Here is a 24,720-nt window from a genome sequence, read left to right on the forward strand (position 1 = left end):
GCGCAAAGATGCAAAATGGCATCTTTGCCGTTTTTATGTGAAAATGTAAAAGAGCTTATAAAAATAGATAGAGTAGTAATAATTTGATATCAAATAAATTTTTGGCTTTTTTACAAATAAGTAAAGGGTACAATAATTAAAACCTTTAGATTACTCATGGCGAACATAAAACTACTTTTAAACACTGACCAACGGCATTACGGTATTTTATGTATTCGTCTTTTGTAACTCCCCAAGCAATATTTTGCTCTGAACCAGAATGTGAGACTGTATTTCGATTCCTCCTGTCAAAAAGGTTACGTCTATCTATGCAAATATCATGCGGTCTGCGCTCTAAATGATAAGTCTTTAGCCGGACATGATATGACTGATCCTCCTGAGAAAGGGGCTGAAGCACCAGACTGGTTTTATGTACCCAATGTACCACTGACCCTTGACGGTAAAATGCGGCGTTCTTATGTGCTGTGGAAGGAGTATGTTGCACCCTTGATTGTGCTGGAATTTGTCTCTGGAGATGGTTCAGAAGAACGAGATAACACACCGCCATCTCAACGGGAAGGTGGAAATGTTGGTAAATTTTGGGTTTATGAGCAGGCAATTCGAGTGCCTTATTATGGAATTTATGAAGTAGCAAAAGCGCAAGTGGAAGTTTACCACCTAGTAGATAATACTATCAATTGATGAAACCCAATGACCGAGGACATTACCCAATTGCTCCTATGGGGGTAGAGTTAGGAATCTGGCAAGAATTTTATCAGAATGCAGAGTTACCTTGGTTGCGCTGGTGGGATGCACAGGGAAATTTACTGCTAACAGGTGAGAAACGGGCTGTGATTGAGCGACAAAAGCGGGAGAGAATTGTAGAGAAATTGCGTAGGCGTAGCCCGTCGGAGACATCGCTCTCTATTGAAGAACTCAACGCTTTAGGAATTGACCCAGAAATGTTGGATTAAGAAACATTTTTTTGCTATGAAATTATGTACTTAGCAATGTATAATTAAGCCCAATTCAGGGTGCTTGTCAAGTATTAAACTACTTGCTGGTACTGCCAAAGTATGTTATATGTCTAAATCTGCAATCACCGTTACCGTCAAATTGTTCGCTGCTTATCAAGAAGCCTTTAGGGTTTCGGAACTGGTGCTGGAATTTCCCAATAGTATGCCAGTCAAAACAGTATGCGATCGCCTCATAGCTGAACACCCCGAACTCTCCCAATGGCGTGAGGTTACCCGCTTTGGGATTAATCTAATATTTGTTGAACCAGATACCCTACTACAAGATGGGGATGAAGTCGTGCTGATTCCACCAGTAAGCGGCGGCTAGCAAAAAAGTTAGAAGTTAGGAGTTAAAAATTAAAAACTTCTAACTCATAACTAATGACTATCCATTAGCATACATATTAATCCCTACTTTTACTTAACACTGCAAACTCTTGTTTTAGGGGGGGAGAGTGAAAAACTACCGTCTAAGCAATAGCACTTATAATGCAGAATCCAATGCTAGTAATTGCAAATCTTTTTGAATGTATGTTTAAAGCTAAGACTCCCAGCAGCACAGAAGAATACCAAGGGCAATACCAAGGAGCAGCAAACATAAATAATATTAAAGTAACCCATCCTATACTTATACTAATTGGATAACTTATGAAGGCAATTAACAAAAAGAATGAACTATTTTTTAGGATTTTTATAAAACTTATATCTCTTTTTTTATTTTTGTTTATTATTAGCCATACAATATATATAATAATTAAACAACGGTATTCTATACCTACTCTTATTTTATCAATATTTTTAGAAAAATCAGGTATATATTGACCTGTAGAATTAGCTAAAGCTTCAAGACTAAAAGAATAAGCTCTAATTGCTAATTCAAAACACAATATTAATGAGAATATTATCGCAAGACCTAACAATATTTGGTTTTTTTTCTGATTGCTATAATTATCAAGATTTAGCATAATCATCCAAAAATTATTCAATAAAGTTTTTACTTGTCTTATCAAAATAGAGGTTTATTTGTCATTTAACTCTATACAATTAAATGCGTCTAAACCCTGTCTATTTTATTTGAAATCTAGATTTTTCAGTCCTAGTTTTAGTTTTGAGTTTTTTCCTAATTCCAATAAACTACCGTTTTTAAGGTAGATACGGTTTAAGTCAATATTACTATAAAGTTATGCAGTAAAACTGAATATCTTCAATTACTTTAGCAGGGATTGGTATTGGTATTAAGCTAAAATCCTTGCAAAAAGTGGAAATTAAGTTTGAAAATCCTTGTCAGTTCTGGATTTCAACTATCTTGAGTATAAGGTAAATTATAGTTGCAAATACTTGGCATATATTTTGCTCTTTTCCCACATAATTGCTATGCTAATTGAAATATCTAGTATGTAAAAGTTTAGACCTGTTATCAAGCCTCAAATAACAGTCAGAAAAGCAAAAACTTTTTCTCCAATGAGCAGTAATTTTTTTTCAATCAATATACTATATATCTCTATTTTTGGCGAAGGTATTGCTTTATGGATCACTTTTAAAATAATCGGGAGTGGTGTAATTCAATTAATTGAAAAATGCACTCAATAATTTTTGCACATGTTACCGTTGGCAAGATAATTTTCCTGCTGTCCTTACTGGTCTGTAATTAAACTGGTTAGAAGTTGGACGTGCCAATTCTACTCAATAGCTTTAGGACTTAGTAGCTAGCTTCACTAAGTCATCTAACTCTTGCTGCATTTGACTAACAACTAATTCATAACATTCATTGACATAGTAGCGATCGCTGGCTGCTTCAGGGCCGTAGCGTTGAAATACAATTGGCGGACAAACCCGCGTGTACATGGACACAGGCAATGGAATGTTGGGTAACGGGCCAATTGCTAATCCCCAAGGTAGTCCGAGATAGATCGGAAAAACTTCCGGATCAATCCCCAACAGCCAAGGCATCCCCCATTCGTGGAGTTGCCGCACAATTTTGTAGCAGTCAGCCAGTATAATCAGCGTATCGTGAGCGCCCCAAGAAATCACAGGAACAATCGGCACATTTTCGCGCAACGCTAACTTGATAAATCCTTGTCGCCCCGCAAAGTAGATTTTGTCACGTAAATAATGCGGTCGGAAAATATCTTTGGCTCCACCTGGATAAACTAACAGACTCGCTCCAGAGCGCAAGGCAGTGTAAGCCATTTTCGGATGAGCAATAATTGCTCCAGCCTTAGCAACCAGTTGCGCTAGTGGCGGGCTAACCTGCCAAACCTTGGGATGCATCAAACCATAAACAGGTTGCTCCACACCAAATTGTCGGAACCAGTCGTACATCATCATTGTCATATCGGGAGCCGCGAGTCCCCCATTATGCGAACCGACAAATAGGACTTTTTCTTGGGGTGGAATATTATCCCAGCCACTAGTTTTAACTCGGAAATAGTAGTGATAGAAAAAGCCCAACAGGGGCATCAGAAATTCTATGAACTTTGGATCTCGCTCATCCAAAGACCAACCGGGTTTTTTGTTTAAGAAATGTTGTTTTTTTGACATCGATGCATTCTAACAGGATTGGGAAAGGTCAAACAATCCTTTGTTAGGTATGACCAGATTTGCTCCATGCACAAAACCTGATTTGTCTAAATACTTTAAGTCAGTTTCTTCTCTAACAGCAGCTAATTCCAATTTAATTACTTCTGCTTGGTCTTTCACTTTCTGTGGTAAGTGTGATCTTCTAAGGTTTAACAAACTTTGGTCTTCCCTAGCAGCCAAGAATCCCCTTAAAGCAGCGTCCATATTTTAAGTTACCTTGGTGGATGCATTTTCCCTATTTATTTTTACATAGTTTGGGTTTTTATTGCCTAGTTATATCAAAAATATCATAACAACGGTATATAATGATTTGATTGGCGCAATTACATTTTGGAGTATGCACGTAGTTATTCTACCCAAGTAATAATCCAAGTTGCGGGTTGTCGGATGTGTCTTTTAGTCACTAGATAAAAAAGTTGTTTCTCGTTGAGTAATAAGAAAAAATTGTGTGCGCTTCTCAGTTAACAACAAACTTATTGCCATTACCAATTCAGAATAGCTTCCAGCAAGCGTACCTACTACATAGGAGGGCATAGCATTACCAATAAGACAAACCAAGGTTCCTACAAATAACCACAGCCATTTCAGCCTGAACCAAATACCGATGCCAATTAGGAGGACAAAGAGATTAACTACAATCGTGATAATTGGCGGGCCGCTCAAGTTGGCAACATGATAGCGCAGGATTCCCGCAAACTCTATTGGAACTAATTCCAGCCCTATATAGTGGGTGGTAACATCTATCGCTGTAAGTCCCAATGCAATTACCCAAGATAAAACCCGCACTAGTCTATTAGCCCAACCAGCTCCGGCGCGGTGAGCGAGTTCAACAGCAATTACAATGAATAACGGTACAACTAAATAATGTAATAGAAAGCGCAGCATACAGAGACTTTTCAAAAGCTCTCCTTCACCAATCAGACTTCCTATTGAAAGAATAAGATTGTCATAGCTAATGCTCACTAGCACTATAGGCAACACAATCATTGCTAAACTGGTTGATTGTTGCCACAGACGAATTGCCCAGCCTACTAAAACCCATTCGATCAAGGCAAGACTGAAATGTGTTAGGGGATAAATTATTGACATAAGTAATGTATTCATATAGCGTAATGTATTCCAAGCACAAATATTGAGTGCTGAAACTGATTCAGATAATTTGTGCCTGGAATAAAAGCTAGATCGACTTATTTACGAGACTTGTGACTGTAATTTCGGTTTAAACTGGCGTCTAAAAATCATCCGATAAAACAACTGTTAGGTTGGTGTTAAGTTCTGGTGCAAAACCACTTCCTTCAGCTGCATAAGTAATCGCTCCTCCTGCTTCTAAAACAGCAGGGCCACCACAGGCTTTAATTAAATCAACTCCGTCTTTCACTTTAATATTTTGACAACCAAATTGAAGCCCATTTGGGCTAGTAATTTTAATCTTATTAATTGTTCCAGTTTCACCAGCCGGTAAAAATAGTTTAGCAGAACGAATAACTGTTGTAGCTGGCAAAGGACTTGGTGTTGTTGTGTCTATACTAAACTTCCCTCCAGTAATTTGAGCTTTTTCCGTGATAATTAAGGTAGCAAGGGTGCTTGGCGCTGCTATCGCTGCTGTAGAAAAACAGAATATAAGAAATGACAAGGCAAATGCCAAAATCTTTGCTGGATTGATGAACATCTTCAATGAATTCATGATGATTCTCCTTATTTAACTTTTACAAATTCTTTGGAGCTATGCTCAATAGTCTTATCTGGTTATTTTTAGCTATTTATGCAGATTTTAGAAAAATCATCGGTTTTATTCCCTAATTACAAAAACGTCTTTTACTGTGTCTGTGTCTAGCAAGATAACGCGCTTACGTTTTTCCAGGGACGTTTCAAAGTGATACTACTTATCAGTAATCAAAAAGTAAGCAAGGAAATTTGATTACTAGCGCCAAAGATTGATCTATAGAAGTTTTAGTTAGGTACGACTTGCTTCTGATTGACTAGCCAAACAGAGAGCAAAGCGATCGCTACACCAACCACAATAAAACAATAAATGTAGCCGAAGCTATCCACAATCCTACCGAATAATGCTGCACCAATTCCCTGGCCAACAAACAAGCTGAAGGCGAACAGCGAAACAGCAGTGCCTCGTGCTTCTGGGGAAAGCTCAGTGGCTTGGGTTTGGAGGGTGCTGTGCATCATATAAAAGCCCAATCCCATTAAAATACTCAAGGGGATAAACAGCATCCAGTTCTGGAATAATGCGATCGCTAAGAAGCTGATAGACATTAAGCCCCCTCCCACTCCCATTAAACCAATTTCACCTAGTCGCCTGACTAACCATTTAACTGAGCGACTGTAAATCAGTCCACCGAATCCAAAACCACTGAGCATAAACCCGATCGCTACATAACTAAGACTATAGCGATCGCGCAGAAATGCGCCGATGTAAGCAAATGCCCCAAACACGCAAAAGCCTTCTACAAACACCCCTATAATTACAGTCCGGGCGATCGGTTGGGTCAATAGTTGGTAATAAGGTCGAAATGTTATCCTACTTCTTTGAACTTGGGGACGTTGAGCATTACCTAGATGGCGCGTCCCCCGCCATAAAAGTCCGGCAATACCAAGGGAAACGATACCAAATAAGAGAAAGATGTCACGCCAGCTGATATATTCCCCAAAGATGCCGCCCAAACTACCACCCAGGATTTGACCTAGCATTAAGGCACTTAGATACTTGCCGATCGCAGCTTGGCGTTTTTCATAAGGAAAGTTGTCACCAATATAAGCTAGGGTAACGGGGATGATCCCAGCAGCAGCCATCCCTGTGAGAAATCGGAGCAAGGTAAGTAAGACGATATTTGAGACAAAGGCACAAACAGCAGTACCTACAGCAAATGCCGCCAATGCTACTGTAATTACCTTAAGTTTGCCGATGCGATCGCCTAATGGGCCATATACTAACTGAAATAGCCCGTAGGGAATCGTGTATGCGGAGATAATCACCGCAGCACTACCAACACCGACTTTAAACTCGTCGGCAATAATGTGCAGTAGGGGATCAATTACTCGTGCATCAGCAATCACCATGAAAGCAGCAGCGCCCAACAGTCCTAATGAGACAGGTGTTTTGCCTGCGATGTCCGTTGCTAACCTACCCACTGCTATATTCTCCTGTAGTTTGAGTTTTCGCACTTCTAGAATAGACTTTTTGCAAAAGGGGAAGGGCTGGAGAAGTAAGAGAGTTACTGTTGAGTAAATCTTCTTTGCCGTTTTTAGGTAATTTATATATAGAAAAAAGCGTGCGAATCCTCATGCAAATAGAGCAGCCTTTTAGAATTAATGCCGCCCAACCAGACAAGCTAAAACAATTCCTTCCCCAACCTTTAATTATCTCTAGCCCAGTCGTCGGTTGGAATGGTTTTTATTTTGCTTATCATCGCCAGTCAAACTATCAACTCCCTGAAACATCGCCTTTCCAGCACATCATTACCATTTATAGTAGAGAGTTTCAGGCAAAATTAAAAATTAACGGACACTGGCAAAGTAAATCTTATGCAGCAACTGATGTCGGTATTTTTCCTGCTCATCAAATTTCTCCAGCAGTACAATTTGAACAGGAATTAGGTTTTATCCACATCGGTCTTGAACCAGCAATGATTACTCGTGTTGCCTACGAGTCAGTAAATGCTGATGCAGTTGAAATTGTACAACAACTGCAAACCCCTGATCCACTGATTCAACAAATTGGACTGACACTCAAGCAAGAAATAGAAAGTAGTGGATTTGATAGTTCCTTGTATATAGAGTCAGCAGCAAATCTGCTAGCGGTGCATTTATTAAAACGTTACTCAACGCAAAAATTCATTATTCGAGAATACACAGGTGGATTACCAAAACATAAATTAAAAGAAGCGATCGCCTATATCAACGATAACTTAGACCAAAGTTTGTCTTTAGCAGAAATTGCTGCGATCGCACAGATAAGTCCGCATTATTTTGCTAGCTTATTTAAGCAATCAATGGGAATAGCACCTCACCAATATATTACTAAATGTCGAGTCGAAAGAGCAAAATATTTACTTGCAAAGCGAGAATTATCAGTTATACAAGTCTCCCAACTAGTAGGATTTCAAAGTCAAAGTCATTTTACCAAGGTTTTTCGCAAATATATCGGCATCGCTCCTCAAGCATTTAAGAAACTGCACTGAATTTTTCGGAAGATAACGCTAGTTTTCGGAAGATAACGTGAGACGGCGTGATCTTGTTAAAGCTAGACTCAATAGTTATCACCACACTTTGAGTTCTATAGTCTAAAAAATGACACAACTAAAACCAGCCGAGGAAATGCCCGGTAGCTTTGGGCTACCTATTTTAGGTGAAACTCTGCGATTATTTGCTACTCAAGGATGGGGGCTGACGAAGAATTACCAACGCTACGGGCCCATTTTTAAAACCAGCATTTTAGGAAAGAAATATGCAGTTTTGGTAGGGACGCAAGCAAATCGACTAATTTTGCAAGAACAAGCCGATCATGTATCTTCCTACTTAGGATGGAAAGTGGCTATGGAGCATATTTTCGGGCGGCCAATGATGCTTCAAGATGGTGAAGAACATCGCCGCACTCGTCGCTTAATGGCTCCAGCGTTTCATGGAAAAGCCATTGCTAACTATTTTGACATCATGCAAACTGAAGTTAACAACTGCCTAGAAAACTGGATAGAAGGCAGCCCAATTTCTATCAAGAATGAATTTAATCAGTTAGCATTGCGAATTGGGATTCGGCTATTATTAGGTGTTCAACTACAAAGCGAAGTTGAGCAAGTCGAACAGTTGTATAACACTTTGACTGAGGGAGCATTAGCATTATTGCGGTTAAATATACCGTTCACAAAATATGGACGTTCCCAAAATGCTCGTAGTCAGCTTAAAGCCTTCTTACAAAATATTATTATTCAACGCAAACTTCAAGGCAACTTACAAGAATCTTGTGACGTATTAGGATTGTTTTTGGCAGCAGTAGATGAAGAGGGAAATGGTTTAGCCAACTCGCAGATTATAGACGAACTGATACACTTATTAAATGCAGCGCATTTCACTACTGCTACATCCTTAACGTGGGCAATGGTTGAACTGGCGGCGCGTCCACAATGGCGTGAAAAACTCCGCCAAGAACTGGCAGAAGTTGTAGGAGATGAACCTTTGAACTTGGGACACCTTAAGCAACTTAATCAAATGACTTATTTTTTGAAAGAAATAGAACGACTTTACAACCCCGCAGGTGTAGTACTATTTCGGGGAGTTGTAAAAGAAATTGAATACGCAGGATACCGCATTCCTCCTGGTTGGGTGGTGATTGTTGCTCAAGGATTAACGCATCGCATGAGCGAGATTTATACTAACCCAGAAAGTTTTGAGCCAGAACGCTTTGCCCCTCCCCGCGAAGAAGATAAAAAAGACTCCTTTGCTTTAATTGGTTTTGGTGGTGGCGAACATATATGCATTGGAATGGAGCTTGCCAAGATGGAAATAAAGATTTTTTTGGCAACTTTGCTGCAACGATATGATTGGAAGGTGACACCAGAATATCAATTTAACAACTATCATCAACTACCTTTTCAAGTAGAAGGAAAATTACAGGCGCATATCAGCAACCCCGCTCTAAAAAACTAAGCTCAACATCAGCCTGTATCCGTTGCTAACCTACTCACTCAGTTTTTATTGTTTGTTAAGCACAAATTGCTCTAGATCGTGAAACTGGCTTTTGAAGAAGCCATACTGCTTCAGTACACCCTGACTCTGAAAACCTAACTTTTCTAGCAGCTTTTTAGAAGCTATGTTGTCCAGCATGACTTGGGCAACAACAAAACGCAAACCCATTTTTTCAAACCCAAATTGCAAGATGGTACGCACTGCCTCTGTCATAATGCCTTGTCTCCAAAAAGCACTGGCAAGCTCATAACCGACCTCAGCAGACTGTTCTTGTGGGTTCCATGTAAACCCACAAGAACCAATCACAACGTTGTCTTGCTTACGGGCAATTCCCCAGCGAATTCCATCTCCTAGCTCAAAGCGCTTGGCTCTACGTTCAATAACAGCCATCGCTTCTTTCATAGAAGTGAAGGTATCAAGATCGTGAAACTGAGTCACGCCTGGATTGGAGAATACAGCAAAAATTGCCTCAGCATCCTGCAACGTTGTCTCACGAAGAAGGAGCCTTTCTGTTTCTAATTCAGGAAAGGAAGATAGTGAGAAATCGTTGCTCATAGTTGCGATTGATGATCTGAGTTTAGAGCTAACTTAGCGATCGCCACAGTAACAAGACAATTTCATTAAGCTCAAGGTTGAATAGTCTTTGCCGACTGGTTAAATAACAAATCTCGTGACTTATCAGGATCAAGCGCTTGAGTGTTCAGTGCTTCTGCTTTCTCGTAAGCGCGAATTGTTGCTGGACGGGCTTTAATTGCCTCAAACCACCGTTTGACGTGAGGAAAATCTTCTAGATTTTGACTTTGGCGTTCATAGGGCACAATCCAGGGATAGGCAGCAATATCGGCGATAGAATAATCGCCAGCCACAAATTCTCTATTTGCTAGTTGCTTATTCAGCACTCCATATAAGCGTCCCGTCTCATTCACATAGCGGTTAATGGCATAGTCTATTTTTTCGGGAGCGTAGACGCTAAAGTGATGATTTTGTCCCGCCATTGGCCCCAGTCCTCCCATTTGCCAGAACAACCATTCTAAAACTTGAGTGCGATTACGTAAATCTTGGGGGATTAATTTCCCGGTTTTTTCTGCTAAATACAGCAAGATTGCACCAGACTCAAATACCGAAATCGGCGCACCTCCATCTGCTGGTTCGTGGTCAACGATCGCAGGGATGCGATTGTTAGGAGAAATCTTTAAAAATTCCGGTTTAAATTGATCCCCAGCCCCAATATTCACAGGAATTATGGTATATTGCAAACCGGCTTCTTCTAAAAAAATCGTAATTTTATGACCGTTTGGGGTTGTCCAATAATAAAGATCAATCATGGTTATTTTCCTCAAATTGTGCGTAGGCGTAGCCCGCCGTAGGCATCGTTTTCTAAGTCAATGGTGCGAGCACCTCTTTCGCATTTCTCACCAAATCTGAAAACAAAGGGGCCAATAACGGGGAAAATGTATATACAACAAGCATTTTAGCACTTTATACCCAAAAGTATTGCCTTAGAGGTAAGATGGAAAATCGCTTTCAGGAATGGAGCTACAGCCCCATACTGGACTATTGTGCTGGGCCATTACTGATTTTGCATTATTACAAAAGACGAGATGCTTAAAAAAAATTAACTTTTTAGTTTCTGGATGAAATTTTCAGGTTTTGCCTGGGAATCTTTATTTGAAAGTCAATCTCAATTCCATAACTTCAGGTTACGTGCTTAACACCCATTTTATTCCCTCATTAAGGATTTATCAGCCCCTTGCTGCACTTGAGCGCTAAAAGGTTATTTGTGTTGGGTTTAACGTTAGCTTGCTTTAGTTATCAATAGAGGTGTAGTCCAAAGCTCATCTGTAGAGAAGATGGCGTTTTCGAGATGTTGTTTAAGTTAAATTGTCAACCCAAAATCTAGAATTTCAAAGACTTAGAGAGTAACTTATGAGCGAAAAAACAGTAAAAGTAATTGAAGGGAATTTATTACCAAAAGGAGATTATGTTTCTTCAGGATTTTCCACTATCCAGCCAGATTCCTATTTTCCCAATATAATTTTAGGAAATAAATTTGATTCTTTTTGGCTTTACTTGCGGCGGGATATTACTCATAACTGGTACGTGGATAAACGAAAGCAGAATGTAGGATTTGTCAGCAGAGATGAAGCTCATATTTTATACAATACAGCCTTAAAATTTAAGGGAAAAAAAGCTTTAGAAATAGGTTGCTGGATGGGTTGGTCAGCTTGTCATTTGGCTCTAGGAGGAGTAGAGCTAGATGTAATCGATCCGATGCTATCCGAACAATTATTTAATGAAAGCGTCACAGAGTCACTAAAGTCCGCAGGTGTTAAGGAATCTGTAAATCTAATACCAGGATGTAGCCCTGAAAAAGTAAAAGAAATAGCAAATAAATTTCAACGTAAATGGTCATTGATATTTATAGATGGTAATCACGAAACACCAGCTCCGCTCAATGATACAATTATTTGCGAACAACTTGCAGAAGCAGATGCTTTAATTTTATTTCATGATTTGGCTTCTCCCGACGTAGGCCAAGGTTTGGACTACTTAAAAGAGAAAGGATGGAACACAATGGTCTATCAAACTATGCAAATTATGGGAGTTGCATGGCGGGGAAATGTTGAGCCTGTAATACACCAGCCAGATCCTAAAATTAACTGGCCCCTACCTCCACATTTACAAGGTTATTTTGTAAGTGGTTCAGTTCAAACTGCGGCAGAAGATAAATTTGCAGAAATTCTCAAAGCAGTTCGACCATATACTTTATTGAGTGAAAGAAAGTTATTCTCACTTTATAGTCAGGCAAAACAGCTATATTGTTATCTTTTTTGGCTGCCAAAAATGTTACTATTAGCGATCGCTAGAAACAAACCTATCAAGCACGACCTATTTTAACAATTGCAATATTTGTCTATCTGGTGCAAATAAGCCATCACTAGCAACAACATAGCCAGCCGCTAGTGATGGCTTTCTCTGGATGAAACATAGAGCTTTTCATAGCGGTGATTTGGCGATCGCAGCCCAAACTCTATGGTGAACCTGAAGAATTGGTGTAGGATATTTTGCTTCGAGTAATGTCGCCAATTCCTGATCAAATACTTCTACCAATTCTTGTGTCATACTGGCTCCCACGCCTGCACTAGCACGAATTCGTCCCCGCCAAGCTTCGTGTGTATAAGACACAAATACATCGTAAGAAAATGTGCGGATTTCTCGGAATCCTCCTTCGCCAATGTCTTGTAACCACAAGGGATACATTCCATTACCGCCGGACAAATTCCACGCTGGATTATGAGCCTTGATCAATTGTTCTGTTGCTTCAACTACATTACCTTTTAAGGGTATCCAATCAAAATGAGCGATCGCGATCGAGCCATTTCTTCTCAATATTCGAGTAATTTCTTGGACAGCACGGGGACGATCAAACCAATGCCAACACTGTCCTGCTGTCACCACATCCGCACTTGCGTCTGGTAACTCTGTATTCTCGGCAGTTGCGACTCGATAATCTACTTTGAGTTCGATAGATTCGCTTAACAGTCTCGCTTGTTCTAAAAGTGATGCTGATGGATCTATCCCAATTACATAAGCACCTCTATCGGCAAAGCCCCGCGCTAATGTTCCTGTTCCTGTACCAAGGTCAACAATATTCTGTCCTGGTAAACCTATACCATATTCAGACAATCTATTAAATAATGAACTGGGAAAACCAGCGCGGTGTTTTGCATAATCAGTAGCAGTTGCACCAAAATCAATATTCATATTTGCAAAACTATTCTTGTAACAATTGTCTTCTTTAAAAGTTCTCTACCCACGGACGTAGTTCTACTTCATAAGTCCAAGCACTGCGGGGTTGGCGTAAAATGCTGAGATAAGTTTGAGCGATTGCATCCGGGTCAAGAGTACTATCAGCATTATCTGCTGGATCTTGGCGAACTGTTGAACGGATTGCACCATCAATCACAAAATGCGCTACATGAATATTCTTTGGTGCTAATTCTCTAGCAATACTCTGAGCCAAACCGCGCAGTGCAAATTTCCCCATTGCAAAGGGAGCAGACTGAGCATAACCCTTGACACTCGCTGAGGCTCCAGTAAAGAAGATAGCACCGCCACCAAGTTGCAAAAACCTTTTGGTAGCAGCTTGGGCGACGAGAAACCCTCCATAAGCAGTTATCTCTAGGGTTTTTGCCACCTCAGCAGGGTCTAGATCAACAAGAGACCCACGCACTCGGTAACTAGGATTGTAAACGACAATATTCGGGGAACCAATTTTATTATCAATATCAATAAATAACTGTTCTACTTCATCTGGGTTTGAGGCATCAGCAGCAAAACTAACTGCGCCAATTTCACTGCTCAATTGAGTCAGTTTTTCAATTTGGCGAGCCGCTAAAGCTACGGTGAATCCTTCTTTGGCAAATAGGCGGGCTAAAGATGCGCTTAGTCCACTACCTGCACCGACAATTAAAGCTGTGGTTGCCATATTTTAAACCTGTAGTGCTTATTCTGCCTAGCTTAGAGCTTTACAAGCGTGCCATTCGATTAAGACATTCAAAGATTAAGAATTGAGCGTGACTGAAGATAACTTTGAATTGCCCTTAGTGGGACTTTGACCAATTTGCAGTACACAAACTGCGGCAATCAGACAGAGAACGCCTGATAAAATAAATGCTTGTAAATAACTACCCGTCCAAGTTCTCAACACTCCGGCTCCGAATGCTGCTGTAGCTGCACCAAGCTGGTGTCCTGCTACAATCCAACCAAACATCACGCCGACATTTTCTTTACCGAAGACGTTGGCAACAAGACGAACTGTCGGTGGTACGGTGGCAATCCAATCAAGTCCATAGAAGACGGCAAAAATGGAAAGTCCGTAGAAGGAAAAGTTGAAACTGAAGGGCAAGAAAATCAAAGACAAACCCCGCAGTCCGTAGTACCAACACAATAAGTAGCGATTGTTCCAGCGATCGGATAACCAACCGGACATAGTAGTTCCAAAAAAATCGAATAGCCCCATGATTGCCAAAAGACCAGCAGCCTTGACTTCAGGGATACCGTGGTCAATACAAGCAGGAATCAGATGAGTTCCAATTAACCCATTTGTGCTTGCACCACAGATAAAAAAGCTACCAAATAACAGCCAGAAGTCTCGATTACGCATTCCTACCCAAAGAGCGTTAAGGGTGGAGGCGATGGAATTTGCTCTAGGCTGTAACACTTCCACAGTTTCGCAGTTGTCGCCAAAGGGTCGCAAACCGACATCCGCCGGACGATCACGCATAAAGGCTGCGATCGCTGGAATAATTAGAAGTGCTGCACCAGTAAGAGCTAGAGCGGCAATTCGCCATCCAAAGCGATCGGCTACTGAGGCCAGCATGGGCAGAAATACCAGTTGCCCCGTGGCTGTACTGGCGGTTAAGATGCCCAGAACTAGACCCCGCTTTTCCAAAAACCAGCGATTGACAACAATAGCACCCAAAACCAGGGCGATAACTCCGCTACCAGAGCCGACAACTACACCCCACAGCAAAACTAGCTGCCAGGGATCTGACATCAAAGTAGTTAAACCGACACCAAGAGCAATGACAGCAAGTGAGAACACCATCATCCGGCGAATACCGATCCGCTCCATAACTGTGGCGGCAAAAGGGCCAATCAGTCCGTAGAGTACTAAGTTAATGGAGATTGCCAAAGATATAGTTGCTCTACTCCAGCCGAACTCCTGTTCGAGAGGCACTATAAAAACTCCAGGAGCAGAGCGAATTCCCGCCGCCACCAGTAAGGCTAGGAATGTTAAACCAGCTACGATCCAGGCATAGTGGAACGAACGACGCGCTAGGAAGGAGGGTAAGGACATGGTTGGGGTGGGGCAGGGGGCAGGGGAGGCAGGGGAGGCAGGGGAGGCAGGGGAGGCAGGGGGAGCAGCTTCAAAGACTCGTTGGTGAGTATCAAAGACTCATTCACGAGTATCAAAGACTCGTTAGCGAGTATCAAAGACTCATTTACGAGTATCAAAGACTCGTTGGCGAGTATCAAAGACTCATTCACGAGTATCAAAGACTCGTTGGCGAGTATCAAAGACTCATTCACGAGTATTAAAGACTCGTCGGCGAGTATCAAAGACTCGTTGGCGAGTATTAAAGACTCGTCGGCGAGTATCAAAGACTCATTCACGAGTATTAAAGACTCATCCTCTATTCCCCATTCCCAATTCCCAATTTAGGGAAAGCTACCCTGAATAAGGATTGCCAATTCTGTCTACAGAGACGTTGGAGGAGAATGGCAAACGACCTGGATTTAAGCGTGGTTCGGCTGCATAGCCAACAGGAACTAAAACAGCGATCGCTAAATCTGCATTATCCCCAGCACCAATCACTTGTTTTACCTGATCCTCAATCCAACCGTTCATAAAACAAGTGGATAATCCCAAACTTTCTGCTGCTAAGACCAAATGAGTAGCGGCAATAATCGCATCTTTGATCGCATATTCGCGTCGTTTGTCGCCTAGTCCAGCGTGAAATTGTGGGATGGCGCTTTTAAAGTAGTTTACCGTGCCTTCATTCCATGCCCCAGTTTCAGTTGCCCGCTCAAAAATTGGGGTTAAGTCTCCTTCGCCTACGTTAGGATCGGCGGCAAAGACGAAGGTTACAGGTGCTTGGACAATTTGCTGTTGATTCCACGATGCTGCTGATAATGCTGCCTTTTGCGCCTCATCTTGCACGAGAATAATTTGCCAGTCTTGGATATTAAAGCTGCTAGGCGCTGCCACAGTTAACTCTACCAGTTGCTTGAGCAGTTCTGGGGCGATGGGGTCTGTTTTAAAAGTTTTGATTGAACGGCGTTGAGCGATCGCACTCGGTACATCTAAAGCTTGAGTTTGGGTGATGGAACTCATAAAATTCTCCTGACGCTAGGGTTATGACGCTGCTGTAACGATTTTTAGGATTGGACGAAATGCTTTAGTGGAGTAAAAAGTTGCTTGAAAGTAAATTAGCAGAATTATGCGTTAGCTATCGGCTCGTTAGCGGTTGACCAAAATGGATAATCTGTATATCCCTTTTCACCGCCACCATAAAAGGTTGCTTGATCTGCTTCATTTAGTGGTGCATTCAAAGCCAAGCGTCGGGGTAAATCGGGGTTTGATATAAATAATGTGCCAAAGGCAACTAAATCTGCTGCTTTGTTGGCTAGTACTGCATTGCCTTTTTCACGAGTATAACCACCATTGACGATGAGTGTACCTGTAAAGCGATCGCGTATATGACTAGTGGGTACAATTATCCCGCCATGTCTGATGTCTGCTTCTGTTGCCTCATAAATATGCAGATATGCCAAATTAAATTGGTTCAACGCTTGAGCCGCATAACCGAATGTCTCTAGAGGATTGGAGTCACCTATATCGTTAAAAGTCCCACTGGGAGATAAACGTACCCCTACTCGGTTAGAATCCCACACACTAGTTACTGCTTCTGTGATTTCTAACAGGAATCGGGTGCGATTCTCAATGGAACCGCCATATTTATCTGTACGTTGATTGGTGCGATCGCGGAGAAACTGATCTATTAAATAACCATTAGCTGAGTGAATTTCCACCCCATCAAACCCAGCAGCTAGGGCATTTGCCGCTCCCTGACGGTACTGTTCGACTATCTGCGGTATTTCCGAAGTTTCTAAAGCGCGGGGAGTAACAAAAGGTTTGGGCCCCTGATAAGTTGCGGCTTCACCTTTAGGAGCAATGGCAGAAGGTGCCACTGGTAAAGCTCCATTTGGTTGTAAGTCAGGGTGAGAAATCCTGCCTACATGCCATAGTTGCAGAAAAATTCTCCCTCCCTGCTGATGTACGGCATCGGTTACTAATTTCCAGCCCTCCACCTGTTCTGGTGAATGAATTCCTGGTGTAGCAGGATAGCCCTGTCCTTCAGGAGTTACCTGTGTTGCTTCAGCAATAATCAGTCCGGCGGAAGCACGTTGGACGTAGTAGGTAGCATTCAGTTGGTGTGGTACATTTCCCTGTCCTGCCCTGTTTCGGGTTAAAGGTGCCATTACTATCCGGTTAGGTAGTTCCAGATTCCCTAATTTGTAAGCAGAGAATAAGTTGATATCACTAGTCATTGGTTTTTATCTCCAAATTATTTTAGCCATTGGGCATTGGGCATTGGTCAATATCATAGTTCTTCTTCCCCTACCTCCCCTGCTCCCCCTGCTCCCTCATCCCACACTCCCCACTCTCCACTCCCGCATTAACTAAACAATCGACCGAATAACGCCACCATCTACCCGCAAAGCTGCACCATTAGTTGCTGAAGCTACGGGACTAGAAAGGTAAACTACGATCGCTGCTACTTCTTCATTTGTTGCAAAGCGTTTGATTAGGGAACTTGGACGCACATTTTGAAAAAACTCAGCCTCGACTTCAGCGCGATCAATACCACGTTCCTGCGCCAGGTTGGTGATAAACTCTTCAACTCCTTCTGAACGAGTTGGCCCTGGTAGAACTGAGTTGACTGTGACTCCAGTCCCGACAGTCATTTCTGCTAGACCTCGTGCAATGGCTAGCTGCGCTGTCTTAGTTGTACCGTAGTGAATCATTTCTACGGGAATTTGAATGGCAGATTCGCTGGAGATAAAAATTATCCGCCCCCAGTTTTGCTCTAGCTGCTTTTGCAGATATTGCCGACTCAAACGGACTCCGCTAAGGACGTTAACCTCAAATATGTTTAACCAGTCTTTATCAGTAATATCAAAGAAGGTTTTTGGCTCATAAATACCTAAATTGTTTATCAGGATATCAACGTGAGGAACCTCTTGAAAGAGTTTCTCTACCCCTGATGCAGTACCTGTGTCAGCAACAACACCAGAAACTTTCGCGTCAAGTGTATGAATGCTTAATTTTAGCGATCGCTTGAGCTACGCGTTCTTCAGTCCGACCGTTAATAATCACTGATGCACCCTCTTGAGCTAACCCAAGAGCGATCGCCAAACCAATACCTGCGGTTGAGCCACTCACCAGCGCGGATTTACCATGCAGTTTCAAGTCCATTTCGCTCTTTCCCCGTTAGTTGAAACAGAATTTAGGAGTCAGAAATTGGGAGTGGGGAGTAGGGAGTAGGGAGTAGGGGGTAGGGGGTAGGAATGGGGCATTAGTAATTGGGCACTTGTACTGAGCATTGTCAAAGTATGGAGAAGAGGCTCCAGGGGCAGAGGGAAAGATGCAAAAGAGAGCAATTTCCCCCTGTTCCCTGTTCCCTGCTCCCTGTTCCCCTCACTCCCAACTCCCCACTCCCCACTCCCTACCCTCACCCAGCAATTTTGGGTTGGTCGAGTACTAGATTAAAGATGCTGTGCTAAGGTCTTATTCAAGGTGGTTTTTGGAACTGCCCCTACGACAGTATCGACTTGCCGACCTCCCTTAAAAACCATCAGTGTCGGAATGCTGCGAATTCCATAATGGCTGGCTACAGTAGGATTTTGATCTGTGTTCAGCTTCACAAATTTCACCTGTCCTTCGTATTCAGCAGCAACTTCATCGACGACTGGGCCCACCATCCGGCAAGGGCCGCACCACGGGGCCCAAAAGTCCACTAATACCGGAATCTCACTTTCTAAGACTTCTTGCTTGAATGTGGCTTCTGTGACATTTGTAATGGATGACATAAAATTGCCTTCCTAATTAATTCTATAATTCGATAATATCGAATAATAAAAATATATGCCACCTGATGAGATAATGCAACTATGAGATTTCTTTATCATCCAGATAGAAAAAATATTTCTTTACCGGGAGTGCTGTATGCATTGGGCGATCCAGTCCGGCTAGAGATTGTGCGGCGGTTGGCTACTGAGGGGGAACAATGCTGTGCCAGTTTTGATTTTGCGATCGCCAAGTCTACTATGTCCAATCATTTTAAGATTTTGCGGGAGTCTGGGATAGTCTTGACACGCAAAGAAGGGACACAGCACATTAACATCCTGCGGCGTGAAGATTTAGAGGTGCTGTTTCCAGGGTTGCTGGATGCGATATTGAAAGCGGCTCAACCATTGCCTCTTGGTCCCGCGAGTACTAAACAAACAGCTTCAAGGACTTAGGGCATTGGGCAACGCTACCTGTTTAAGAATCTTCTTGTTTTTTAATTTGTGTTTCTAAATCAGATTCACGAACTTTTTAGCCTATAAGCTAGAACGCAGAGGTGCGAAGTTTGTTGAGATTGATAGATGGTTCCCTAGCTCTAAGCTCTGTCAAAAATGTTTCTATCAAATAGGTGAGATGCCGTTGGATGTCCGTGAGTGGACTTGTCCTCATTGCAATACTCATCATGATAGGGATGGAAATGCCGCGCAGAACATTAGAGCAGAGGGCATCAGAATGATAAAGGCGGAAGGTTCAGCCGTCTCTGCTGTAGGAGGGGAGGTAAGACCAAAACTCGGACGAAAGTCTAAGTTGCGGCACTCGCCTGTGAGTACAGAAGCCCCAACTTCAACCGTACTCGGTAAGTTGGGGTAGTTCACTCGGCATATCATCCACAAAAACGATCATCCGAATTCCATACTGCTCAGTTATGCTACGTCCAATTTTGATTTTACTTAAATCTCGAAATAATGCTTCATGCCCACCATCAAATACTACTGTACGCAGGTATTTGTAGCCTTCTGTACCAACAGAAGCAATAAAATCAATATCCTTACTCCAGCGATATTCGTCAAACTCAAATGCAAGAAGGGTTCCACCACCAAAGTAAGCAGAACCCTTTCTTATAAGGCAGGTCATCCAAAAAAAATCTACGTGCCGCTAAGTATTTGGTTTAATGCCCGTATCAAAGCAATAGCATCTGATCCAGAGTTAGGTTTGAAAGGTATTATTATGATATAAATCATTTTCTTAAAAAGTGCAAAATCGCAACAAAAGCACCAATGGCAGAATTCACCATTCAAATTCCCGATGAACTAGCTCAACGTTTAGAACCTCTGCAAAATCGCTTACCCGAATTGCTTTGGCGATTACTAGACATTGTTAATGTACCAATAACCATTCAGCCAACAGCCAACCCTGAGACTACAAATATTCCAGCAGTTTATCAAGAAGTTATTGATTTTTTAATTAAGGGGCCAAAACCAGAAGAAATTATTAATTTTAAAGTTTCATTTCAATCTCAAACACGCCTACAAGAACTACTGGAAAAAAATCGCTCTGCAACACTCAGTCAAATGGAATTAGCAGAATTAGATGTTTACGAGCAACTAGAGCAAATGATGATTTTATTAAAAGCAAGAGCTTATTCTGCAAGTCCATAATATGACTTCTAATTCGATTTCTGTGGAACTCCGTAGGTTAGTGTTCCAGAGAGCTTCAGCACGCTGTGAATATTGCCAAATCCATCAAAAACTTTCTATTTATACCCATGAAGTAGACCATATTATTGCCGTCAAACATGGGGGTGAAACTACTGCTGATAATTTGGCACTTTCATGTTTATCCTGTAACCGTCATAAAGGCTCTGATTTCGCTACTATAGACCAATTTACTCAATAAATTGTCCCATTGTTTAATCCCCGCCGCCTGGTTTGGAATTCTTCCCATGTTCTTAACAGCCTGAGCTAGGGCGCAATCGTCGATTAAAGCTTGGCGAATGACTTGAATACCTCCGATTCGCTCTAAAGCTTCTCGGCTAATCAGAATAGATCCCCCAGCGGCGGCGGCTGTGGAATTGTTGGGATTATTTACCCAGCGAAAAGGATAGAGTTTTTGGAAGAAAAAGACAAAAGCTGGAATCAAAAGTTTTTCCCAAAAGCTTTCACACCTGAGTCGCACCATTACCGAAACCAGGTCTAAATCTTCCTGCACAGCTTTAGCAACGAGTCGGCGGAGATTACCAGGATCATGTTCGATATCTGCGTCGGTCAGTAAAAAATAGTCAGGTGCAAATTTAATAGCGCTGTTTAGACCTTGCTCAACTGCCCAAAGTTTGCCCGACCAACCGGGAGGCAGTGAAACGCCAGAGATAATATGCAATTGTTGGAGTTTATCTACAACGTGTGCAACCTCTTGGGCGAAATTTGCTGTCCGGTCTGTGCTGCGATCATCTACTAAAAACACGTTGAAAGATCCAGGATAATCTTGGAGTAGGAGCGATTGCAGTGTCGTTGGTAGCAATTGGGCTTCGTTACGGGCTGGAACCACGGCACAAACCATAGGTAATGATTCTAGCTGAGTTTCTGTAACCTCTAATTGCTGGTCTACCCGCCAAAACTGTCCCCAAAAACACAGTAATCCTAACCAAATTGTCAAGGATAACAGCGTTAATCCTAATACAATTACACCCATGACCTATTGCAAATTTTCAGTGACTCAGACAGAATACTATGTCTACTGATAGAGAAAAAATTTTTTCATCATAATATTGCCGTATTCAAAACTAGTGTTGGGTGTTGAGGTTAAATAGTTTTTGATGCAAACACAAGACAGGGTAAAAGTCAATCAAGTCGCAACGGCGATCGCAGCCAGTCAACAATATTTGCTTTCGATTCAAAATCCCGTAGGTTACTGGTGGGCAGAGTTAGAATCTAATGTCACCATCACGGCTGAGGTTGTTCTCCTGCATAAGATTTGGGGAACAGACAAAGGCAGACCTTTACACAAAGTTGCAGCATACCTGCGTCAAGAGCAACGGCAGCATGGCGGCTGGGAACTTTTCTATGGTGATGGTGGAGAACTTAGCACCTCGGTTGAAGCCTACATGGCGCTAAGACTGCTAGGTGTACCAGCAACCGATCCAGCGATGATTCGGGCGAAAGCTTTTATTCTCCAACGGGGTGGGATCAGCAAAACTCGGATTTTTACCAAGTTGCACTTAGCCTTGATTGGCTGCTACAAGTGGCGCGGTATTCCCTCGCTACCACCTTGGATAATGCTGTTGCCCAAAGCTTTTCCAGTTAATATCTACGAGATGTCTAGCTGGGCACGTTCTAGTACAGTGCCGTTGTTGATTGTGTGCGATCGCAAACCTGTTTTTATCACTGATCCAACTATCAACCTAGATGAACTGTACGCTGAAGGCGTTGATCAAGTCCGGTGGGAATTACCCCAAACTGGCGATTGGACAGATTTATTCCTCACCCTTGATCAGGGGTTCAAGTTTGCAGAAAGTCTGAATTTAGTTCCCTTTCGGCAAGAAGGCATCAAAGCCGCCGAAAAATGGATTTTAGAGCGCCAAGAAGCCACAGGCGACTGGGGCGGGATTATTCCGGCGATGTTGAATTCAATGCTGGCTTTGCGGTGTCTGAATTATGACAGAAGCGACCCCATTGTAGAACGAGGTTTGCAAGCAATTGATAACTTTGCCATTGAAACAGAGAATAGCTACCGAGTACAGCCTTGTGTTTCACCCGTCTGGGATACAGCTTGGGCGATGCGTGCCTTAGTAGAATCTGGCTTTGCACCAGACCATCCGGCGGTGGTGCAAGCTGGAGAATGGTTGTTGCAAAAACAAATTTTAGACTACGGAGATTGGGCTGTAAAAAATCGTCAGGGAAAACCAGGAGCTTGGGCATTTGAGTTTGACAATCGCTTTTATCCCGATGTAGACGACTCGGCTGTGGTGGTGATGGCTTTACATTTGGCGAAACTGCCTAACGAAGAAATCAAGCAGGCTGCGATCGCTCGTGCGTTAAACTGGATTGCATCTATGCAATGTAAACCAGGCGGGTGGGCTGCTTTTGATTTGAATAACGATCAAGATTGGCTTAACTCCATTCCTTATGGCGACTTGAAAGCGATGATTGATCCAAACACCGCAGATGTTACGGCTAGAGTCGTAGAAATGCTGGGTGCTTGTGATTTGTCAATTGATAGTGATAATTTAGAGCGATCGCTTACTTATCTTCTGCGCGAACAAGAAACCGAAGGCTGTTGGTTTGGTCGTTGGGGTGTCAACTATATCTACGGCACCAGTGGCGTTTTATCCGCCTTAGCGTTAATTGTTCCTCAAAAGCATAAACTCAGTATAGAACGAGGAGCAGCTTGGTTAGTCGGATGTCAAAATCTAGATGGTGGTTGGGGTGAGACTTGCCGCAGCTACGACGATCCCCGTCTTAAAGGAAAAGGAAATAGTACTGCATCTCAAACTGCTTGGGCTTTAATTGGCCTCTTAGCAGCAGGTGAAGCAACTGGTAAATTCGCTCTTGAGGCCATTGAGCGGGGAATTGCCTACCTAGTGGCAACTCAACAGCCAGATGGTACTTGGTTTGAGGCTGACTTTACAGGTACTGGTTTCCCCTGCCATTTTTATCTCAAGTATCATCTGTATCAACAATACTTTCCCTTAATCGCTCTAGGTCGCTATCAAGCAGTTTTGGAATAGTGGAAGGAGGAAGGGGGAGCAGGGGAGGGTAAGCTAAAACACATCTAATTTGCATCTTGTGGGGTGGGCATCTTGCCTGCCCTGACAGGCTCACTCATATCAAGTCCGGTGAATCATATCATGTCCGCTTAATTAGTTATTATTCCGGGCATCTATGCAAAAATATTGAAACTCTCTTTCCCCCTGCTCCCTGCTCCCTGCTCCCTGCCCCCTGCCCCCTGCCCTGCCTCCCCTGCTCTCTTCTAGAGTTTGCTAAGGACAAAAGCGGCAAGAAATCCAAGCACAGTTATCATTCCAGCAAAATCATGCGCTTGCTCGAAGGCTTCTGGAATCATGGTGTCTGTAAGCATTGCTAAAATAGCACCTGCTGCTACAGCAGTGGTTGCAGCGATGATTTCTGCTGAAAAGTGACTAAACAATGCATAGCCTAGAATTGCTGCTATACCGGAGATGATGGCAATTCCTCCCCACACACTGAAGATGTAAGTAGTTGAACGTCCTGCTCTTTTCATGCCAGCAGCGCTGGAAAGTCCTTCTGGAATATTAGAGAGAAAAACAGCTGCTACAGTGGCCCAGCTGACAACTCCTCCCTCAATCATGCTGACACCAATTACAATAGATTCTGGAATGCCATCGAGTAATGCGCCTATTGCGATCGCTAGCCCACTTCCATCTTGCTCTTCTTCAGATGGTTGCTGTTCACCTGAACGTTTGCGATGTTTAGCACCCTGATAAGCTAGAAACCAGTTTGCTGCTGTATAAACAGTTGCACCACCCACAAAACCGATTGCTGTTGAGTCAAAACCACCACGCTTGTAAGCTTCATCCATCAGTTCAAACGATAGGGCCGAAATTAGTACACCTGCACCAAAAGCCATAACTGCGGCGATCGCTTGCTGAGGAATTTTAGCATAGTATCCCACTGCGGAGCCTAATAGCAGTGCTGACCCGCCAACTAAACCCCAAAAACCCGCTTGTAACCAGAGCGGAAACATCACACACCCTCACTCAGAGATGCAAGGAAAAGACACCATAAGAATTAACTTAAAAACAGAAGTTTCCCAACTTTCAAAAATAAAGGTGGAGCTATG

26 protein-coding genes and 3 pseudogenes are annotated in these 24,720 nt (G+C 42.5%); 10 read left to right on the forward strand and 19 right to left on the reverse strand.

Annotated elements, in window-relative coordinates:
* Positions 1–363 precede the first annotated feature (363 nt).
* Positions 364–953: pseudogene (locus LC608_RS01915) on the forward strand (Uma2 family endonuclease); the annotation flags it as partial.
* A gap of 109 nt (positions 954–1,062) precedes the next feature.
* A complete protein-coding gene (locus LC608_RS01920) occupies positions 1,063–1,323 on the forward strand; it encodes a MoaD/ThiS family protein (RefSeq protein ID WP_229551904.1) in 261 nt (86 codons plus the stop codon).
* A gap of 142 nt (positions 1,324–1,465) precedes the next feature.
* On the opposite strand, the gene LC608_RS01925 is transcribed toward LC608_RS01920, so the two are convergent.
* The 6 genes from LC608_RS01925 to LC608_RS01950 form a co-directional block, all read right to left on the reverse strand.
* Positions 1,466–1,966 carry a hypothetical protein gene (locus LC608_RS01925; RefSeq protein WP_229551905.1) on the reverse strand — a complete coding sequence of 167 codons (501 nt, stop codon included), beginning with the start codon at positions 1,964–1,966 and terminating at the stop codon, positions 1,466–1,468.
* A 721-nt stretch (positions 1,967–2,687) separates the two neighbouring features.
* A complete protein-coding gene (locus LC608_RS01930; RefSeq protein ID WP_229551906.1) occupies positions 2,688–3,536 on the reverse strand; it encodes a lysophospholipid acyltransferase family protein in 849 nt (282 codons plus the stop codon).
* Positions 3,537–3,545: 9 nt separating this feature from the next.
* On the reverse strand, positions 3,546–3,779 hold the full coding sequence (locus LC608_RS01935) for a hypothetical protein (RefSeq protein WP_229551907.1): 234 nt from the start codon (positions 3,777–3,779) through the stop codon (positions 3,546–3,548).
* A 192-nt stretch (positions 3,780–3,971) separates the two neighbouring features.
* On the reverse strand, positions 3,972–4,679 hold the full coding sequence (locus LC608_RS01940) for a hypothetical protein (protein WP_229551908.1): 708 nt from the start codon (positions 4,677–4,679) through the stop codon (positions 3,972–3,974).
* A 127-nt stretch (positions 4,680–4,806) separates the two neighbouring features.
* The gene (locus tag LC608_RS01945; RefSeq protein WP_229551909.1) at positions 4,807–5,259 is read right to left on the reverse strand and encodes a hypothetical protein; all 453 of its coding nucleotides are present in this window, start codon (positions 5,257–5,259) and stop codon (positions 4,807–4,809) included.
* A 266-nt stretch (positions 5,260–5,525) separates the two neighbouring features.
* On the reverse strand, positions 5,526–6,719 hold the full coding sequence (locus LC608_RS01950) for an MFS transporter (RefSeq protein WP_229551910.1): 1,194 nt from the start codon (positions 6,717–6,719) through the stop codon (positions 5,526–5,528).
* Between the two features lie 89 nt (positions 6,720–6,808).
* Between LC608_RS01950 and LC608_RS01955 the strand changes: the two genes are divergently transcribed.
* Both LC608_RS01955 and LC608_RS01960 read left to right on the forward strand, forming a co-directional pair.
* A complete protein-coding gene (locus LC608_RS01955; RefSeq protein ID WP_229551911.1) occupies positions 6,809–7,768 on the forward strand; it encodes an AraC family transcriptional regulator in 960 nt (319 codons plus the stop codon).
* A 109-nt stretch (positions 7,769–7,877) separates the two neighbouring features.
* Entirely contained in the window at positions 7,878–9,230 is a 1,353-nt protein-coding gene (locus LC608_RS01960) for a cytochrome P450 (RefSeq protein ID WP_229551912.1), read from the forward strand.
* Positions 9,231–9,275: 45 nt separating this feature from the next.
* Here the strand turns inward: LC608_RS01960 and LC608_RS01965 are convergent, their stop codons facing one another.
* Both LC608_RS01965 and LC608_RS01970 read right to left on the reverse strand, forming a co-directional pair.
* Positions 9,276–9,824 carry a GNAT family N-acetyltransferase gene (locus tag LC608_RS01965; RefSeq protein WP_229551913.1) on the reverse strand — a complete coding sequence of 183 codons (549 nt, stop codon included), beginning with the start codon at positions 9,822–9,824 and terminating at the stop codon, positions 9,276–9,278.
* Between the two features lie 71 nt (positions 9,825–9,895).
* Positions 9,896–10,594: a glutathione binding-like protein gene (locus tag LC608_RS01970; RefSeq protein ID WP_229551914.1), complete on the reverse strand. Its 699-nt coding sequence runs from the start codon at positions 10,592–10,594 to the stop codon at positions 9,896–9,898.
* Between the two features lie 601 nt (positions 10,595–11,195).
* Between LC608_RS01970 and LC608_RS01975 the strand changes: the two genes are divergently transcribed.
* The gene (locus LC608_RS01975; protein ID WP_229551915.1) at positions 11,196–12,167 is read left to right on the forward strand and encodes a class I SAM-dependent methyltransferase; all 972 of its coding nucleotides are present in this window, start codon (positions 11,196–11,198) and stop codon (positions 12,165–12,167) included.
* Positions 12,168–12,266: 99 nt separating this feature from the next.
* Here the strand turns inward: LC608_RS01975 and LC608_RS01980 are convergent, their stop codons facing one another.
* The 8 genes from LC608_RS01980 to trxA all read right to left on the reverse strand — a co-directional run bounded on the left by LC608_RS01980 (position 12,267) and on the right by trxA (position 18,929).
* A complete protein-coding gene (locus tag LC608_RS01980; RefSeq protein ID WP_229551916.1) occupies positions 12,267–13,034 on the reverse strand; it encodes a class I SAM-dependent methyltransferase in 768 nt (255 codons plus the stop codon).
* Between the two features lie 34 nt (positions 13,035–13,068).
* Positions 13,069–13,758, reverse strand: a complete 690-nt coding sequence (locus LC608_RS01985; RefSeq protein WP_229551917.1) for an SDR family NAD(P)-dependent oxidoreductase — start codon at positions 13,756–13,758, stop codon at positions 13,069–13,071.
* 75 nt (positions 13,759–13,833) lie between these two features.
* Positions 13,834–15,132 (reverse strand): MFS transporter, encoded by a 1,299-nt coding sequence (locus LC608_RS01990; RefSeq protein ID WP_229551918.1) that lies wholly within the window; start codon positions 15,130–15,132, stop codon positions 13,834–13,836.
* Positions 15,133–15,504: 372 nt separating this feature from the next.
* Positions 15,505–16,170, reverse strand: coding sequence for a nitroreductase family protein (locus tag LC608_RS01995; RefSeq protein WP_229551919.1), 666 nt, complete (start codon positions 16,168–16,170; stop codon positions 15,505–15,507).
* 104 nt (positions 16,171–16,274) lie between these two features.
* Positions 16,275–17,387 carry an alkene reductase gene (locus LC608_RS02000; protein ID WP_229551920.1) on the reverse strand — a complete coding sequence of 371 codons (1,113 nt, stop codon included), beginning with the start codon at positions 17,385–17,387 and terminating at the stop codon, positions 16,275–16,277.
* Between the two features lie 132 nt (positions 17,388–17,519).
* The gene (locus tag LC608_RS02005; RefSeq protein ID WP_308189823.1) at positions 17,520–18,158 is read right to left on the reverse strand and encodes an SDR family oxidoreductase; all 639 of its coding nucleotides are present in this window, start codon (positions 18,156–18,158) and stop codon (positions 17,520–17,522) included.
* Positions 18,145–18,315, reverse strand: coding sequence for an SDR family NAD(P)-dependent oxidoreductase (locus LC608_RS36750; protein WP_267870928.1), 171 nt, complete (start codon positions 18,313–18,315; stop codon positions 18,145–18,147). Before LC608_RS36750 ends, LC608_RS02005 begins: the two co-directional genes overlap by 14 nt.
* A gap of 290 nt (positions 18,316–18,605) precedes the next feature.
* A complete protein-coding gene (gene trxA / locus LC608_RS02010; RefSeq protein WP_012412473.1) occupies positions 18,606–18,929 on the reverse strand; it encodes a thioredoxin in 324 nt (107 codons plus the stop codon).
* An 81-nt stretch (positions 18,930–19,010) separates the two neighbouring features.
* Here trxA and LC608_RS02015 point away from each other — a divergent pair, with 81 nt between their 5' ends.
* Both LC608_RS02015 and LC608_RS02020 read left to right on the forward strand, forming a co-directional pair.
* Positions 19,011–19,361: a helix-turn-helix transcriptional regulator gene (locus tag LC608_RS02015; RefSeq protein ID WP_229551921.1), complete on the forward strand. Its 351-nt coding sequence runs from the start codon at positions 19,011–19,013 to the stop codon at positions 19,359–19,361.
* 64 nt (positions 19,362–19,425) lie between these two features.
* Positions 19,426–19,776 (forward strand): annotated as a pseudogene (locus tag LC608_RS02020) (zinc ribbon domain-containing protein); the annotation flags it as partial.
* Here the strand turns inward: LC608_RS02020 and LC608_RS02025 are convergent.
* Positions 19,750–20,040 carry a nucleotidyl transferase AbiEii/AbiGii toxin family protein gene (locus tag LC608_RS02025; RefSeq protein ID WP_229551922.1) on the reverse strand — a complete coding sequence of 97 codons (291 nt, stop codon included), beginning with the start codon at positions 20,038–20,040 and terminating at the stop codon, positions 19,750–19,752. The pseudogene LC608_RS02020 and the gene LC608_RS02025 overlap by 27 nt on opposite strands.
* 143 nt (positions 20,041–20,183) lie before the next feature.
* Between LC608_RS02025 and LC608_RS02030 the strand changes: the two genes are divergently transcribed.
* Together LC608_RS02030 and LC608_RS02035 are read left to right on the forward strand one after the other, a co-directional pair.
* Entirely contained in the window at positions 20,184–20,564 is a 381-nt protein-coding gene (locus LC608_RS02030; RefSeq protein ID WP_229551923.1) for a hypothetical protein, read from the forward strand.
* A gap of 1 nt (position 20,565) precedes the next feature.
* The gene (locus tag LC608_RS02035; RefSeq protein WP_229551924.1) at positions 20,566–20,802 is read left to right on the forward strand and encodes an HNH endonuclease; all 237 of its coding nucleotides are present in this window, start codon (positions 20,566–20,568) and stop codon (positions 20,800–20,802) included.
* A 36-nt stretch (positions 20,803–20,838) separates the two neighbouring features.
* On the opposite strand, the pseudogene LC608_RS02040 reads toward LC608_RS02035, so the two are convergent.
* Positions 20,839–21,594, reverse strand: a pseudogene (locus tag LC608_RS02040) (glycosyltransferase); the annotation flags it as partial.
* A 124-nt stretch (positions 21,595–21,718) separates the two neighbouring features.
* Here LC608_RS02040 and shc point away from each other — a divergent pair.
* Complete coding sequence (gene shc, locus LC608_RS02045) at positions 21,719–23,629, forward strand: squalene--hopene cyclase (RefSeq protein ID WP_229551925.1); 1,911 nt, start codon at positions 21,719–21,721, stop codon at positions 23,627–23,629.
* A gap of 242 nt (positions 23,630–23,871) precedes the next feature.
* On the opposite strand, the gene LC608_RS02050 is transcribed toward shc, so the two are convergent.
* Positions 23,872–24,624 (reverse strand): ZIP family metal transporter, encoded by a 753-nt coding sequence (locus LC608_RS02050; protein WP_229551926.1) that lies wholly within the window; start codon positions 24,622–24,624, stop codon positions 23,872–23,874.
* Positions 24,625–24,720 lie beyond the last annotated feature (96 nt).

Origin of the sequence: Nostoc sp. XA010, from assembly GCF_020829625.1 — a bacterium.
In the GTDB taxonomy this organism is placed as follows: Bacteria; Cyanobacteriota; Cyanobacteriia; order Cyanobacteriales; family Nostocaceae; genus Nostoc.

Excerpts from the sequence above, each read along its gene's own strand:
- LC608_RS02030 (WP_229551923.1), top strand. The coding sequence starts at position 20,184 with ATGGCAGAATTCACCATTCAAATTCCCGATGAACTAGCTCAACGTTTA.
- LC608_RS01990 (WP_229551918.1), bottom strand. The coding sequence starts at position 15,132 with ATGTCCTTACCCTCCTTCCTAGCGCGTCGTTCGTTCCACTATGCCTGG.
- LC608_RS01970 (WP_229551914.1), bottom strand. The coding sequence starts at position 10,594 with ATGATTGATCTTTATTATTGGACAACCCCAAACGGTCATAAAATTACG.
- trxA (WP_012412473.1), bottom strand. The coding sequence starts at position 18,929 with ATGTCATCCATTACAAATGTCACAGAAGCCACATTCAAGCAAGAAGTC.
- LC608_RS01945 (WP_229551909.1), bottom strand. The coding sequence starts at position 5,259 with ATGAATTCATTGAAGATGTTCATCAATCCAGCAAAGATTTTGGCATTT.
- LC608_RS01980 (WP_229551916.1), bottom strand. The coding sequence starts at position 13,034 with ATGAATATTGATTTTGGTGCAACTGCTACTGATTATGCAAAACACCGC.
- LC608_RS01925 (WP_229551905.1), bottom strand. The coding sequence starts at position 1,966 with ATGATTATGCTAAATCTTGATAATTATAGCAATCAGAAAAAAAACCAA.
- LC608_RS01960 (WP_229551912.1), top strand. The coding sequence starts at position 7,878 with ATGACACAACTAAAACCAGCCGAGGAAATGCCCGGTAGCTTTGGGCTA.
- shc (WP_229551925.1), top strand. The coding sequence starts at position 21,719 with ATGCAAACACAAGACAGGGTAAAAGTCAATCAAGTCGCAACGGCGATC.
- LC608_RS02000 (WP_229551920.1), bottom strand. The coding sequence starts at position 17,387 with ATGACTAGTGATATCAACTTATTCTCTGCTTACAAATTAGGGAATCTG.
- LC608_RS01940 (WP_229551908.1), bottom strand. The coding sequence starts at position 4,679 with ATGAATACATTACTTATGTCAATAATTTATCCCCTAACACATTTCAGT.
- LC608_RS01965 (WP_229551913.1), bottom strand. The coding sequence starts at position 9,824 with ATGAGCAACGATTTCTCACTATCTTCCTTTCCTGAATTAGAAACAGAA.
- LC608_RS01975 (WP_229551915.1), top strand. The coding sequence starts at position 11,196 with ATGAGCGAAAAAACAGTAAAAGTAATTGAAGGGAATTTATTACCAAAA.
- LC608_RS01995 (WP_229551919.1), bottom strand. The coding sequence starts at position 16,170 with ATGAGTTCCATCACCCAAACTCAAGCTTTAGATGTACCGAGTGCGATC.
- LC608_RS01935 (WP_229551907.1), bottom strand. The coding sequence starts at position 3,779 with ATGGACGCTGCTTTAAGGGGATTCTTGGCTGCTAGGGAAGACCAAAGT.
- LC608_RS02050 (WP_229551926.1), bottom strand. The coding sequence starts at position 24,624 with ATGTTTCCGCTCTGGTTACAAGCGGGTTTTTGGGGTTTAGTTGGCGGG.
- LC608_RS01920 (WP_229551904.1), top strand. The coding sequence starts at position 1,063 with ATGTCTAAATCTGCAATCACCGTTACCGTCAAATTGTTCGCTGCTTAT.
- LC608_RS02035 (WP_229551924.1), top strand. The coding sequence starts at position 20,566 with ATGACTTCTAATTCGATTTCTGTGGAACTCCGTAGGTTAGTGTTCCAG.
- LC608_RS01930 (WP_229551906.1), bottom strand. The coding sequence starts at position 3,536 with ATGTCAAAAAAACAACATTTCTTAAACAAAAAACCCGGTTGGTCTTTG.
- LC608_RS01985 (WP_229551917.1), bottom strand. The coding sequence starts at position 13,758 with ATGGCAACCACAGCTTTAATTGTCGGTGCAGGTAGTGGACTAAGCGCA.
- LC608_RS02025 (WP_229551922.1), bottom strand. The coding sequence starts at position 20,040 with ATGACCTGCCTTATAAGAAAGGGTTCTGCTTACTTTGGTGGTGGAACC.
- LC608_RS36750 (WP_267870928.1), bottom strand. The coding sequence starts at position 18,315 with ATGGACTTGAAACTGCATGGTAAATCCGCGCTGGTGAGTGGCTCAACC.
- LC608_RS02015 (WP_229551921.1), top strand. The coding sequence starts at position 19,011 with ATGAGATTTCTTTATCATCCAGATAGAAAAAATATTTCTTTACCGGGA.